At 63.3% G+C, this 14,160-nt stretch carries 9 protein-coding genes; 4 read left to right on the forward strand and 5 right to left on the reverse strand.

The features are described from left to right. From J3P86_RS23430 to J3P86_RS23450, 5 genes are read right to left on the reverse strand one after another with little or no spacing between them, the layout of a single operon-like run. Window positions 1-1,620 (reverse strand): DUF2300 domain-containing protein, encoded by a 1,620-nt coding sequence (locus J3P86_RS23430; protein ID WP_434698966.1) that lies wholly within the window; start codon window positions 1,618-1,620, stop codon window positions 1-3. A gap of 1 nt (window position 1,621) precedes the next feature. Further along, window positions 1,622-6,190 (reverse strand): alpha-2-macroglobulin family protein, encoded by a 4,569-nt coding sequence (locus J3P86_RS23435; protein ID WP_434700678.1) that lies wholly within the window; start codon window positions 6,188-6,190, stop codon window positions 1,622-1,624. Beyond that, window positions 6,187-6,846: a DUF1175 domain-containing protein gene (locus tag J3P86_RS23440; RefSeq protein ID WP_434698967.1), complete on the reverse strand. Its 660-nt coding sequence runs from the start codon at window positions 6,844-6,846 to the stop codon at window positions 6,187-6,189. The genes J3P86_RS23435 and J3P86_RS23440 overlap by 4 nt, the downstream gene beginning before the upstream one ends. After that, on the reverse strand, window positions 6,831-8,540 hold the full coding sequence (locus tag J3P86_RS23445) for a DUF2138 domain-containing protein (RefSeq protein WP_434698968.1): 1,710 nt from the start codon (window positions 8,538-8,540) through the stop codon (window positions 6,831-6,833). The genes J3P86_RS23440 and J3P86_RS23445 overlap by 16 nt, the downstream gene beginning before the upstream one ends. 35 nt (window positions 8,541-8,575) lie before the next feature. Then, window positions 8,576-9,364: a YfaP family protein gene (locus J3P86_RS23450; RefSeq protein WP_434571543.1), complete on the reverse strand. Its 789-nt coding sequence runs from the start codon at window positions 9,362-9,364 to the stop codon at window positions 8,576-8,578. A 269-nt stretch (window positions 9,365-9,633) separates the two neighbouring features. Between J3P86_RS23450 and J3P86_RS23455 the strand changes: the two genes are divergently transcribed. The 4 genes from J3P86_RS23455 to dxs all read left to right on the forward strand — a co-directional run bounded on the left by J3P86_RS23455 (window position 9,634) and on the right by dxs (window position 14,157). Then, complete coding sequence (locus tag J3P86_RS23455; protein ID WP_434698969.1) at window positions 9,634-10,770, forward strand: Fic family protein; 1,137 nt, start codon at window positions 9,634-9,636, stop codon at window positions 10,768-10,770. Window positions 10,771-11,017: 247 nt separating this feature from the next. After that, window positions 11,018-11,260 carry an exodeoxyribonuclease VII small subunit gene (locus J3P86_RS23460; RefSeq protein ID WP_305498501.1) on the forward strand — a complete coding sequence of 81 codons (243 nt, stop codon included), beginning with the start codon at window positions 11,018-11,020 and terminating at the stop codon, window positions 11,258-11,260. Beyond that, entirely contained in the window at window positions 11,257-12,144 is an 888-nt protein-coding gene (ispA, locus tag J3P86_RS23465) for a (2E,6E)-farnesyl diphosphate synthase (RefSeq protein WP_434698970.1), read from the forward strand. The genes J3P86_RS23460 and ispA overlap by 4 nt, the downstream gene beginning before the upstream one ends. Window positions 12,145-12,258: 114 nt before the next feature. Continuing rightward, a complete protein-coding gene (dxs, locus tag J3P86_RS23470; protein WP_434698971.1) occupies window positions 12,259-14,157 on the forward strand; it encodes a 1-deoxy-D-xylulose-5-phosphate synthase in 1,899 nt (632 codons plus the stop codon). Window positions 14,158-14,160 lie beyond the last annotated feature (3 nt).

Genomic DNA, 14,160 nt, shown 5'->3' on the forward strand with positions numbered 1-14,160 from the left:
CTATTCCAGCAAGAGGTGACGGGCGAGCCCTTCGATATAGGTTTCGTCCTGGCCGTTGGGGTGAGCCTCAAAGGCCAGGTGCAGGTATTCATGTGTGAGGTCGAGGCGGTCTTGCAGCGACAGCACGCCACGTACGTAGATGCGCTGGCGCTCGCGGTCGACATACGGCCGGCCGAAGGCGACGCGGCAGACCGCGAAAGCGCTGATTTCGTTGTAGCCCACTTCGCTTTCCAGGCGCTGACGCCAGCCACGGCGCTGCTTCAGCAACCAGTCCTGGGCCGCGGGCAACGCTTCGCAGGACGCTACCGGGTTGTCCCAGCGGCTGAGGCTGGCACGCGGATACGCATGCAGCAGGATGGCGTCGTAGCGTTGGCCGCCGTTGGCTTGTTCAACGGCTTGGGCCCAGGACAATTTGTCCGGGCCCGGTTGATCGGAGTGGTAAGTGACGTCAGTGCCGGCCAGGACCAGATCAGTGGTCCACGCGGCAATCGCGCGGGTTTCAGGCGCCGCCGGACGCGGGGCGACGCGCTGGCGGTGACTGCTGTCATCGATGCTCAGGCAATCACCATTGCGCCCGGCGTTTTGCAGCAGGTAGGTGCGAATCGCCACGGCCAATGCCTTGGCCGCTTCGACCGGTTCGGCCTTGGCTTCGCGTTGCAGGACCCGGGCGACGTATTCTTCCCGATCCAGTCGTGCGACCAGCTTGCCAGGCAGCAGGAACAGCTCGCCGTCGCTGTGGATATCCAATTGGTTGCCATTGATGAACTCGACACGGTAATCGCCGCGCAGCTGACCCGGCGTGGCAGGACGGTCGCCAGCCATGACCCGCTGCAACGGATAACGGGCAAACAGGCCTACTTCCACGCAACGCCCGGTTTCCGCCGGCCAGCGCGACGGCAATGCCGTGGCCAAGCCATCGCCATACTTCTTCAGCACCTGCTGGCTGGTACCGCGCCCACCGGCCCAGACGGGCGTGCCATCGGCCAGCCAACCGGCGAAACCGCCCTGGCGCGACGCTGGGCCCCGGTCACCCAGCCAGCTCCAGGTCTTGACCCGCAGGCGACCACCCAATTGACCGACCAATCGCCCATCCGCAGCGCCGAGTACCACGTCGAGTAATACCTGCCGGGCCTGATCCTGGGCCGGCAACGTGGCCAGCGCCTTGAGCAGTTCTGCAACGGGTACCTGGGTTTGCGGCTGCAAGGTCGGCAAGTCCAGCAACCAGTTCGGCGCCCGGCGCGCTTGCCAGTAATCTCGCCAGTCCGGCGCCGAAAGCCCGAGCCGTTGCGGTTCGAAGTACAAGCCGCAGGACTTCACCAGCGCCTGATCACGGCCGATGCTCTGCCCGGCAGTGCAGCAATAGACTTCTTCTTTCGATTCGCCGCGACACTCATAGACCGGCTCGCGAGCATCGGTGTCCACCAGCCAGGCGTAGACGAAGAGCTTCCACAGGCTGCCCAACGGTGCCGTCAACGCGTCCGGCAACGGCTGGCGGTCCAGCACCTGGGTCTGGCTCACTCGCAGCAGCTGACCGTCGAAAGCCAGGCGCAAGGGCTCCTCCTGCGCTGTCGCCAGCGCAGGAATCAAGCACAACAGCCACCAGCCCCAAGGCCTGCGCATGTCAGTTGACCGTCACCTGACCGAGCGCCGGTTTCTGTTCGCGAGCCTGGTTTTGCGGCGCATACACCTGGGTGAAACGCACCGGCGGCAGGGTGAACTGGCCCTTCTGGGAGAAACGCACCAGGTGCCGCAGGCGCAGTTCGCCACTAAGGGCATCCACCGGGACCGCGTAAGCCATCTGGCCCGGCTCGAAACGGGCCTTTTCCAGGGACGTCGGTTCGCTGTCGGCCTTGCCCAGCAACTGGATGCCCCACGTGGTGCGCTCCACATCAGCGCCCGGCGGCAGCGGCACTTCGAGCATGCCGTAGCGCAGCGGCGTCGAGGCCTTGCTGTTGATGATCACTTCATCCAGATAGAGGCTGTCGCTGGACAACGGCTTGTTGCCGACGGCTTCGAGCTTGAAGGTAAACGCTTCGTCGCCCGGGACGAGGCGCGACAGGCGGCGGGTGATGGACACGGCCATCGGCGCAATTGGCGCTTGCTGGCTCTGGAAGCTCAATGACGCCTGCACCGGACGCGCCTGGGCACTGGTCAGGGTCAGCATCGTTGGTAGCTGCGCGCCCTGCCACTGCCAGTAGGTTTCACCGGTCGCGCCCTGCTTGGCTGCCCAGCCTTCGGCCGGTTCCAGGGTTGTGGCCGCCGGTGCCTGTTCGATACTGCGCTGCAACCAAGTCAGGGCCAGGGCACGTTCCAGCGTGGATTGCTGTGGCAACACGCGCTGCAGCAACGCGGCGGCGCGCGCCTGATCGAAGCTCTGCATCGACAAGAGCAAGGCCTCGACGAACGGCTGGGAGCTGAGTTCCAACTGCTGTTGCGCGGCGTCTGCCTGGCGACTGAAGGCCGCCGGCATTGGCACTTTTACCTGCTTGGCCAGCGATGCCGTCAGGACACGGGCGCTGGCCAGGCCGAGGGCTGAATCCGGCGCGTACATGACGAGGCTGTCCTCGCCACTGTCCAGCACGCTCTCGGTGCTGTCTTCGCTGGCCTTCGCCAGGTCGTCCATCAGACCGCTGATCAAGGTGTTCACCGGCAGTTGCATCTGTTTGGCGAACGACAGGATCAGGGCACGTTGCAGCAATGGCGTCTCACCGGCCTGCTTGGCATAGACCTCCAGCACTCGCTGCCAGTGTTCCGGCGGCAGGTTCAGGTCCAGGGCCTTGCTGGCGTGCCAGTCGGCGTAATAAGCGTAGGCGGTGAGGAATGCATCCGGCTCGCCATCCTGGCCCCACCAGGTGAAGCTCGCCGACGGGCCGGCCATCTGCACCAGGCGCAAGCGACTGTTCTGCATGATCAAACGCAAGCGGTCGCGGATCTGCGGGTTCGACGCCAGGGACGGGTAGGCAATACTCAACGGCAACAAGCGGCTGGCGGTCTGTTCGACGCCGCCGTACGGGTAGCTCAACAGGTCGTCCAGGGCCGAACGGAACAGCGCTTGCGGGCTGTCATCCAGGCGCAGGCGAATGTCACTGGCGTCGGCCGGCAGGTTCAGTGGCGTGGCGTCACTCATGACGTCGAGGCGCTGGCTCTGGGTGACTTGCCAACCGTTGCCGCTGGCATTGAGGTGCATGGCCAGGGCGTCCTGGGTTTCGCCATTGAGTTGCAACTGCACGGTCAAGTCGCCGTTGCTCAGCTCCATGGTCGGCAGCGCGACGTAGTTGATGCCATTTTTCAGGTCCGCGACCACACGCTGTTCGGCGCCGGCGTAGCGGATCAACAGTTCGGCCTTGAGCGGTTTTTCCGACTGGCTGAAGACGAACAGGCCCAGTTGCGGCTTGTCGCCCACGCGGAAGCGGGTCGGGCCGCTCCACTTCAGGTACAGCGGTTTTTCCGAGGCGATGAACTGCTTCTTCTGCCCCACCTGGCCGTCGTCAGCGATTGCCTTGGCGGTGATGCGCCAGCGGGTCAGGGAGTCCGGCATCTTGAAGGTAAAGCGGGCCTTGCCGTTGGCGTCGGTGACCAGCTCCGGTTGCCATGCGGCGGTGTCGACGTCTTCGCGACGCGGCCGTTCCAGCACCTTGACGCCACGCTCGCTGCGGTTGGCCTTGCCCGGTGCGCCAGGGCTGCCCGGCAGCGCCACGTCGTAGCTGATGAATGACAGGCTGGCGCTGGTGCGCACGTTGTTGCGGCGTGGGTGATAGAAGAACTGGTCGATGGTGGGCGCCACTTCCGGTTGCAGGGCATAGACCATTTCATCGACGACGCTGACGGTCAGGTGCGCCGGGATCGCCTTGCCGGCGAACTGGGTGCCCAAGTCCACGGTTACGGTGTCGCCCGGGCGATACGTGGCTTTATCGGTGGTGATGGCCACGTCGATCTGCGGCGCAACCACCTTGATGCCGGCGTTCTGGAAGCTGTACTGGCCGCCCTTGGTGTACAGCACCGAGAAGGTCAGGTTCGGCGCAAAGTTGTCTTTCACGGCAATGCGCGCGCGGTATTGGGTGTCGCTGAGCTTTTCCATCTTCAGCCAGTCGGCGCCCTTGGTCAGTAGCGCGGTAGCCTCGACCTTGTCCCGCTCCAGGGACAGCAGCGCGTCGCTGACCGGTTCCGGGAAAGTGATCAAGGCCAGGGCTTCGTCACTGGTCTTGTATTCAGGCTTGTCGAAGACGATCTCGACCGTGCCCGGCACGGCCTTGATACCTTCACCGGTTACCGCATGCGCGACCGCGCCAATGACCCGGCCGTGGTCGTCCTTGAGCGTCAGGTTGTAGGTGCCAGGACGCTCGAAGGACAGGCTGAAACCCTTGTCCTTGGCCGCCAGCTTGCCTTCGCCGGTGCTCTGGTCTTCCAGGCGTACCCAGGCGTAGCTGCCCGGGGTCACGGCCTTGGCCTGCTCGTTGCCGCCTTCGTTGGCGTAGCTGAACGACACTTTCTGGCCGACGGCGCTGAACCGCTGGGGAGCGCCCAGGCGGAAATTCGCCGCGCCACGATCGATGAGGATTTCCTTGCTGGTCTTGACCCGATAGGCCGCGCCATCGCTGGCGAATACAGTAAGTGTGTAGCGGCTTGGCTTGTCGGCGGCCGGCAGGTCGAGGACCGCGTTGCCCTTGGCGTCGGTGGTCACTTCGCTGCTGGTCAGCTCCACCGGGAATTGCCCCAGGTATTGCAGCTCGTTATCTACCATCGACAGTTGCTGGGCGCGCAGACTCAGGCTGACCTTGGCGTCCGCCACGGGCTTGCCGTCCGGGTACAGCAACACCAGATTGCCCTTGACCGGCTCGCCGGTGCGGTAATCCTGCTTGGCGAGGTTCAGGGCGATTTCGAAATGCGGCTTGACGTATTCAGCCACGCGAAAGGCGCTGCTGTAGAGCTGATCCTTGTAGCTGAAGCGCAACTCATAACCACCGGCCACGGCATTTTCCGGCAATTGGAAACGGCCCTGGGTGCCGGCCTTGGAGTCGAGTTTCAGGGCCAGGGTTTGCAGCGCAGTGCCGGTCGCGTCCAGCACGCTGACGTTGACGTCGGCGGCGGTCGGTTGCACCGAGTCGCGGGCGTTCTTGAACTCCCGGCCAACGATCTTCAGTGACACCCAATCCCCCGGCCGGTACAGCGGCCGGTCAGTGAACGCGTAAAGCTTGGTGTCGTAGATTTCGCTGTCGTAGTAAAAGTTTTCCGAGACGAACACCCCGCCCTCTTCGTCCTCGCCAATGACGAACGAACGCTCCGGGCTGACGTGCTTGAGGCGCAGCAGGCCGTCTTCATCGGTGGCACCGCTGCTCATCACGCCCAGGCCGTCGGTCCACAGCACGTTGACCTTGGGCACCGAACGGCCCTCATGCTTGCGCGCGGCCCAGACCAGCAATTCGTCGCCGGCAATCTTGCTCACGGCCACGGTGTTGGAGACAAAGACCATCGTCGTCGCCCGGTACTTGCCGATCAGCGCTTCCACCAGGTACAGGCCCGGCTTCAACTGGCCCAGCGGCACGTAGACATTGCCCGGCGCGACGCTGACAAAGTCGCTGGACGAACCGGCCAGGTCGACGCCGGCCGGTGGCTGGATCGGTTTGGCCTGCCACAGCGGATAGCGGAACTGGCTGACCACCGGCAAGCCGGGGATCAAGGCGAATTGCGCTGGAGCGTCGTACGGGGTCGGCGCGATCAGGGCATTGCCGACCTTCAGCTCCGGCACTTCTTCAGTGACTTGCTGGCGGGACTCGTAGGAGAACGCCCGCTGCATCACCCGGCGGGACTTGCGATACCAGTTGTCCCACAGGTACGCGAGGGTATTGGACAAGCCTTCGCCCTTGAACTGGCCGTCGCTGACCACGCGATGCAGGTTCTTCTGGCGCTTGAGGAACTCCAGTGGCTTTTCGATGCGATAGACGCGGATATCGGCGCCGCCGTAGGGCTCCATGCGGAACCGGCGGTAGTCGCGACCCGGCGCTTCGAGACGGACCATCGCCTGCTCGTCGCTGGCGAAACTGCTGTCGGCTAGCAGGAAGAAGCTTTCACCGGACACCGGCGTGTAGCCGCTGGGCTCCACGGTGTCTTCGGCATTCACGAGAGGTGCCAGCAACAGGGCAAACAGCAGGGGCAGTTTCGAACACAAGCGCAGCATGCGGGCACCGGTCATTGGGTGAGAAAGTTGAGTCGATAGACGCCGATGAAGTTGGGGTTGGCTGCGTCGGGTATCCATCGGGTGTCCTTCCAGTTCATGAGTTGTTGCAGGCTTGCGGAACGCATGCCGTTGTCAGTGGGGGTGGTAGTGCCGGTGTGATAGGCGATGTAGCGGCCCATCCAGATCATCAGGTGCTGGTCGTCGCCCTGGTCGAAGAACATCAGGTCGCCGGGCCGGGCCTGGGTGACATCGCGGCCCACCAGACGGCTGTTGAACTGGATCAGCTTGATCGCGTTGACATAGGGCCCGACCTTGCCGCCGCCCTGTTGCCATTGCTGGGCGAGGCGCCGTTGCGCATCGCTCAGCGGCAGCTCCGGCGGCAGGTAGCGGTTGGACAGGCCATTGCTGCGCAACCATTTCTGGTCATGGACTTTCAGCGCTTCGTTGGCAGCGAAACGCACCAGTCCGGCGCAGTCCTGCTGGTACCAACGCGGGCTCGGGCCTTTGCTCAGTTGCTCCTGGGCGATGCGCACGAACCAGGCCCGAAATACCTGGGATTGTTGCCCATCCAGCGGCGGCGCCTCATCGGCGAACGCCCGCGCGCCGAGCAGCAATGCCAGCAGCAGCACCAATCCGGGAATGCGGATCAGTCCTGTCACAGCGCTTTCCATTCCAGCGGCAACCATTGCCAATGGCCGTCCGGCTCGCTGCCTGCAGGCAAGGTCAGCGCATATTTGCCGTAGCCGCCGAGGGTGCGCAGTTTCGGAATCAGGTAGGTTTGCGCGGCGTTATAGAACACCGGTTCCATGTCCTGGGGCAGGCTGTCGAGGGTTTCGCGCTGCATCAGTTGCGCCATGGAGTCCGGGCCAAAGTAGACCGGCATCAATTGGTCCTTGGGCACTACATCGGCCATGGGCGGGAAGCGTTTGTCGAGGGTGCCGAGGGCCTTGTCGACCAGTTTGTCGTCAAGGGAGAACAGCAGGGTCGAACCGTGGCGCGCCAGGCTGACCCGCATGAACGCCTTGCCGGTGATCGACTCGGGCTGCTCAGCGTCCTTGGCCAGGTAGGGGCCGAAGTTGGAGCTGACCTGGCGTTGCCATTGGTGCATCGCGCCTTGCTGCTTCTCTACAACCGGGAACGCATGTTCGGCGACATTGTTTTCATAGGCGCCCACCATCGAACCGAACAGCTTGCCCAGGTCGGCGTCGAGCTTGCCGTCGTCTTCGTTCAGGCTTGCCACCAGCAGCGGGGTGTACAGGCGCGACTCGGCGTACCAGCACAGGCCCGCCGCACCCGCCACGTGATCAACCATGGCCTGGGCGGCTTTTTCGTCGGCGCCGAGTTTCACCAGCAGGGGCTTCTGCTGCTCGGCGGCCAGGGGCAAGGCTACGCAGGCGCTGGCGCCCATCGGCATGGCTTGCCAGATGGGCTTGAAATCCAAGTCCGGCTGGTTCTCCAATTCGTCCATGGCCAGGAAGCTGTGCCAGCCCTTGTCGTCCATGTCGAAACGCAAGCCGGCGAAGTTCGGAATGAAACGCTGGTAACCCATGGCGAGCACGCTGGCGTTGACCGAGATGCGCTGCTTGACCTGCGGCGCCTTGGGCGGCAGGCCGAAGGCTTCCGGGAAGAGTTTCTCACCGGCCAGCAACGCTTCGAGGGCCTGGGTCGAGATCATGCCCGGTTCGTCGGTAGGGCCACTGCCCTGGTCGTAGAGCTTGGTCGGGTTGGACAGCACCACCAGCTTGTCGCCATGGGACGCGAAAACCAGGGATTTGCTGGCGTTATAACTCAGTTGATAGAGCGCGACTTCATCGCCGCCCACCTTCAGGTCGCCGAGCTTGCTCAACTGGGTGTCGTCCAGGGCGACTTTCGCCAACGGCTCCAGCACCTTCGCCAATCCGCCACGGTCCATCACCAGCAGGAAATCCTTGAGTCGGCCGTCCGCACCGCGCCACAGCGCGACGTCGGCTGGCTGGTCGAAAAGCTGCTCGATCAGGCTGTCCTGCAGCTTGAGGTCATGCTCGTAGATGATCCGGCGCAGGCTGCCGATCAGGCCGAGGCGGTCGGCGTGGGCCTCGTAATAGAAGACGAAATCCTCGGTGAGCGTGGCCTTGAGGAACGGCACGGCCAGCAGGTCCTTGGGCAATTGGCTCAAGGAGTGCGCCTCGAGCAGACCGTCGGGACGGCTCACGCCGAGCTTTTCCAACGCCAGCTCCGTGGGCGGCGCCTTGGGCTTGGTCATGAACCAGCCCAACCCGGCGGCCACGCCGGTCACCAGGCATAGCCCGATCAGTATCGCCGGCCAGCGGCGCACTGGTTTGGCGACAGGGGTCGGCGTGGTCGGGGAAGCAGTGTTGTCGCTCATATTCACAAGGGCCTGTTCATCCGTGGAGCGGATACTTAGTAATTGAAAGTCTTGACCAGCAACAGATCGCCAATGGCGCGCAGGGGCACGACAAAGGTCTCGCGTTTTTCATCGACGGTGTTTTCGTTGAGCACCAGGTTGATCTGCGAGGTGATCACCTCGTTCTGGTTGCTCGTTTCATCGAAGTTGTAGCCGCCGCTGCCGTAGTTGCCCCAATAGTTCACGTAGACCAGGTAGGTACCGTGCATCGGCGCGGTCATGGTGAACATCTCGGGGCCGGGGCCATCGACGCCGTCCGGGTCGAGGCCGCCGCCATTGCTCAGCGCCGGCTGGCCGAAGAATGCATGCTGGCCATCGGGTGTGACGATATGCAGGTCGAGTTCGGCCTTGGGGTCGTCCCAGCCCAGCACCACGCGAATTTGCGCCGGGGTGCGCAGGTTGTTGGCTTCATAAAACTGCACGCGCTTGAGGGACTGTCCTTCGGAGCTGCGCACCTCGACGCTGTTGGAGCCGGCGCCAAAGGCATACGGCCGGGCAAAACGCCCCTCGTCGTCGGTATAGAGGTTCAACGGGTTGCCGTTGACTGCCAGGCTGTGGGGCTGGCGCGCCGTGCCCATGTCCTTGATCCGACCTTCGATCATCGTGCGATTGCGCTGGATGCCTCGGTCAATGGGCGGTGTCGGATAGGCGACCTGAGGGTTTTCCGTGCGATCGAGCAAGCCGCTATAACGCCAGCCACCGACCGGCTCCGACAACTCGGCCGAAGGCCCGGCCCACGCCAACGGCGCACCGAGCAGCACGATCGATAAAAAAAGAAAACGCACGTATGCCTCCTGCCATGCACAACGCAACCCGGCGCCCTTCCCCGGGCGCTGTTTGTCATTATTCGGATTACGTCTGAAGGCCCCGTTACAAGGGGCCGTAGATGGCGCGAAGAGTAGCCATTTGACGGATTTTTCACAATCGGGGAACGCGCGATTCTGTGTGCGAAATCACGGACTGAGGATAGCGTGAGCCGAATAGGGACTTTATTCGGCTCACTAAATGAGCCGAATAGCGCTATTATTCGGCTCACTCACTTTCGGACAGACTCATGGCAGCTCATTGGATCTGGCAGCAGGCCGAATGGCCCGACTTTCACTGGCAAGCTGAAGCATTGGCGCCGGCGCTAAGGGAATGCGTAAAGGCGCAAGGTCGGTTGCTGGGCATGACGGGCGCGGTCACGGCGTCAATCAGCGTGCAGAACGAACTTGATGCCTTGTTGCAAAACATCGTGTCCTCTTCAGCTATCGAAGGAGAACAGTTGAATGTCGGCTCGGTGCGCTCGTCCCTGGCCCGCCGCCTGGGCCTGGAACACGCCGATGACACTTCGGTCACTCAGCGCAGCGAAGGCTTGGCGAAGCTGCTGTTGGATGCGACTCGGCATTTCAACCAGCCCTTGACTGTCGAACGCTTGCTGGAATGGCATGAGTGGTTATTTCCTGATCAAACCAGCGACCTTGCCCATCGACGGATCCGCGTAGGTGCACTGCGCGGTGACGAACCGATGCAAGTGCTTTCGGGAAGGCTGGAGCGGCCTACCGTGCATTTCGAAGCGCCGCCTCGAAATGGACTTGAGCAACAATTGCAACAGTTCATCGACTGGTTCGAAGCCAGCCGTCATCAGTCCAGCATCGATCCGCTGCTACGTGCCGGCATCGCTCATTTCTGGTTTGTCACCCTGCACCCATTCGACGATGGCAATGGCCGCCTGACCCGCACCCTGACCGATCTTGCACTGGCCCAGGGCGAGGCCCAGGCGATCCGTTTCCACGCGATGTCGGTGAGCATTCTGGATGATCGCGTCGGTTATTACCGAATTCTGGAAAACAGCCAGAGGGCCACGCTGGATATCACCGACTGGTTGACCTGGTTCCTGCAAACGCTTTTGCGCAGCCTGCAGAAGGCAATGACCAATATCGAAAGTGTTCTGGGCAAGACGCGTTTCTGGCAAGTCCATCGCGACTCGGCGCTCTCACCGGAACAGATCAAAGCGCTGGACCGATTGCTCGACGGTGGTGAAAAGGGGTTCGAGCAGGGCATCAGCGCAGCTCAGTACCAAGCCGTGGCCAAGGTCTCCAAGGCAACGGCCACGCGACACCTGACGGAGCTGTTGGAGAAGGGCTGCCTGGAGCGGATGCCCGGCGGGGGACGCAGCACCCGTTATCGCATCAATTATCCCGCTGGATAGATCGTCTTGTGGCGAGGGGATTCATCCCCGTTGGGTTGCGAAGCAGCCCCAAAAAAATTCAGGCAATTTGCCTGACGCACCGAGGTGCCTGGCTCAGGGGTCGCTTCGCAACCCAGCGGGGATGAATCCCCTCGCCACAGGTTTAACTCCTTTCAGATAATGGCTGCAGTCTGGCCACCCTGATTTGCCCCAAACCCCCATGTCTGCTAGTGTCGCGCCGGTTTAACAGTCAACCGGAATAGCCGCCATGGCCCGCAAGAAAGCTGCACTGGATTTCGAACAATCTCTGGCCGACCTGCAAGCGCTGGTCGAACGCCTGGAGAACGGCGAACTGTCGCTGGAAGACTCGCTAACCGCTTTCGAGCAGGGTATCGGCTTGACTCGCGACTGCCAGGCGGCGCTGGCCCAGGCCGAGCAGAAAGTGCAACTGCTGCTGGAACGCGACGGCGAGCTGACCGAAGAACCGTTCGACGCGGAACAGCCTGAATGATCGGCGCGTATCAGGCCAGCAGTCAGGCCCGGGTCAATGCCGCGCTGGACAGCTTGTTCGCCGCCCCGAGCGCTGAACTGACGCGGCTGTACGAAGCCATGCGCTATAGCGTGATGAACGGCGGCAAGCGCGTGCGTCCGTTGCTCGCCTATGCCGCGTGCGAAGCCCTTGGCGGCGCTGCCGAGCAGGCCAACGGCGCGGCCTGCGCGGTGGAACTGATCCACGCCTATTCGCTGGTGCACGACGACTTGCCGGCCATGGACGATGACGACCTGCGTCGCGGCCAGCCGACCACGCACAAGAAATTCGACGAAGCCTGCGCGATCCTCGCGGGCGACGGTTTGCAAAGCCTGGCTTTCAGCGCCCTGCTGGACCCGGCCCTTAGCAATTGCCCGGCAGAGGTTCGCCTGGACATGATCAGCGCCCTGGCACAAGCGGCAGGCCCGGCTGGCATGGTCGGCGGCCAGGCCATCGACCTCGGTTCGGTGGGCTTGAAACTCGACCAGGACGCCCTGGAATACATGCATCGGCACAAGACCGGCGCGCTGATCGAAGCCAGCGTCCGGCTCGGCGCCCTGGCCAGCGGCCGGGCCACGCCTGAACAGCTGCAAGCCTTGCAGACCTACGCCCGGGCCATCGGCCTGGCCTTCCAGGTGCAGGACGACATCCTCGACGTCGAAAGCGATACCCAGACTCTCGGCAAACGCCAGGGCGCCGATATCGCCCGTGACAAGCCGACCTACCCGGCCCTGCTCGGACTCGAGGCCGCCAAGGCCTACGCGCTGGAGCTGCGCGACCAGGCCCTGGACGCGCTGCGACCCTTTGACGCGGCCGCCGAACCGTTGCGCGAGCTGGCGCGTTATATCGTCGAACGACGCAGCTGATACACGGTCAACCCAATTACAAGTGCGTATCGGCCAAGTTCCGGCCAACGCGTGGGCAGCTTGCGATGCATAAGGTAAACTGCCGCCTCTTTTATACCTATAACGATTCGCCTGATGCCCACGACGTTCCAAGAGATTCCCCGCACACGCCCGTCCACGCCCTTGCTGGACCGCGCCAACACGCCGGACGGCTTGCGTCGGCTGGGTGAAGCCGAGCTGGAAACCCTGGCCGATGAGTTGCGCCTGGAATTGCTCTACACGGTCGGCCAGACCGGTGGGCATTTCGGCGCTGGCCTGGGCGTCATCGAGCTGACCATCGCCCTGCATTACGTCTTCGACACTCCGGACGATCGCCTGGTGTGGGACGTTGGCCATCAGGCCTACCCGCATAAAATCCTCACCGGCCGCCGCGACCGCATGGGCACGCTGCGCCAGAAGAACGGCATCGCGGCTTTTCCGCGCCGTTCCGAGAGCGAGTACGACACCTTTGGCGTCGGTCATTCCAGCACCTCCATCAGCGCTGCCCTTGGCATGGCCATTGCCGCCCGCCTGCAGAACAGCGAACGCAAGGCGATCGCCGTGATCGGCGATGGTGCGTTGACGGCGGGCATGGCCTTCGAGGCGCTGAACCACGCCCCTGAAGTCGACGCCAACATGCTGGTGATCCTCAACGACAACGACATGTCGATCTCGCGCAATGTCGGCGGCTTGTCCAACTACCTGGCGAAGATCCTCTCCAGCCGCACCTATGCGAGCATGCGCGAAGGCAGCAAGAAGGTCTTGTCGCGCCTGCCCGGCGCCTGGGAAATCGCCCGCCGTACCGAAGAATATGCCAAGGGCATGCTGGTCCCCGGCACGCTGTTCGAAGAGCTGGGCTGGAACTACATCGGCCCCATCGACGGCCACGATCTGCCGACGCTGATCGCCACCCTGCGCAACATGCGCGATCTCAAGGGGCCGCAGTTCCTGCACGTGGTCACCAAGAAAGGCAAAGGCTTCGCTCCGGCGGAAGTCGACCCGATCGGCTATCACGCGATCACCAAGCTCGAACCCCTGGATGCCCCCGCCGCCGCGCCGAAAAAGGCCGGCGGACCGAAGTATTCCGGCGTGTTCGGCCAATGGCTGTGCGACATGGCCGACGCCGACCCGCGCCTGGTGGGCATTACCCCGGCGATGAAGGAAGGTTCGGACCTGGTGGCGTTCAGCGAACGTTACCCGCAGCGTTATTTCGACGTGGCAATTGCCGAACAGCATGCCGTTACGCTCGCCGCCGGCATGGCCTGCGAAGGCGCCAAACCGGTGGTGGCGATCTACTCGACGTTCCTGCAACGCGGCTATGACCAACTGGTGCATGACGTCGCCGTGCAGAACCTCGACGTGCTGTTCGCCATTGACCGGGCGGGCCTGGTGGGCGAAGACGGTCCGACCCATGCCGGCAGCTTCGACCTGTCCTACCTGCGCTGCATCCCCGGCATGCTGGTGATGACGCCGAGCGACGAGAACGAATTGCGCAAGATGCTCACCACCGGCCACCTGTTCAACGGTCCGGCGGCGGTGCGCTACCCGCGTGGCACCGGCCCGAATGCAACGATCGAAAGCGACCTGGAGCCGATCGAGATCGGCAAAGGCGTGATCCGCCGCCACGGCAAGCAAACCGCCCTGCTGGTGTTTGGTGTACAGCTGGCGGAAGCCTTGAAGGTCGCCGAAAAACTCGACGCCACCGTGGTGGACATGCGTTTCGTCAAACCGCTGGACGAAGCCCTGGTGCGCGAGATGGCCGGCAGCCACGAACTGCTGGTGACCATCGAGGAGAACGCCATCATGGGCGGCGCCGGCGCGGCGGTCAGCGAGTTTCTGGCCCGGGAAAACATCCTCAAGTCGGTGCTGCACCTGGGGTTGCCGGACATCTACGTCGAGCACGCCAAGCCGGCGCAGATGCTCGCCGAATGCGGGCTGGACGAGGTGGGGATCGAAGCGGCGGTGCGGCTGCGGTTGCAGTTGCTGGGCTTGTAAGTA

Source organism: Pseudomonas sp. D1-1, assembly GCF_051132225.1.
Lineage (GTDB): Bacteria > Pseudomonadota > Gammaproteobacteria > Pseudomonadales > Pseudomonadaceae > Aquipseudomonas.

Excerpts from the sequence above, each read along its gene's own strand:
- J3P86_RS23430 (WP_434698966.1), bottom strand. The coding sequence starts at position 1,620 with ATGCGCAGGCCTTGGGGCTGGTGGCTGTTGTGCTTGATTCCTGCGCTG.
- J3P86_RS23435 (WP_434700678.1), bottom strand. The coding sequence starts at position 6,190 with ATGACCGGTGCCCGCATGCTGCGCTTGTGTTCGAAACTGCCCCTGCTG.
- J3P86_RS23440 (WP_434698967.1), bottom strand. The coding sequence starts at position 6,846 with ATGGAAAGCGCTGTGACAGGACTGATCCGCATTCCCGGATTGGTGCTG.
- J3P86_RS23445 (WP_434698968.1), bottom strand. The coding sequence starts at position 8,540 with ATGAGCGACAACACTGCTTCCCCGACCACGCCGACCCCTGTCGCCAAA.
- J3P86_RS23455 (WP_434698969.1), top strand. The coding sequence starts at position 9,634 with ATGGCAGCTCATTGGATCTGGCAGCAGGCCGAATGGCCCGACTTTCAC.
- J3P86_RS23460 (WP_305498501.1), top strand. The coding sequence starts at position 11,018 with ATGGCCCGCAAGAAAGCTGCACTGGATTTCGAACAATCTCTGGCCGAC.
- ispA (WP_434698970.1), top strand. The coding sequence starts at position 11,257 with ATGATCGGCGCGTATCAGGCCAGCAGTCAGGCCCGGGTCAATGCCGCG.
- dxs (WP_434698971.1), top strand. The coding sequence starts at position 12,259 with ATGCCCACGACGTTCCAAGAGATTCCCCGCACACGCCCGTCCACGCCC.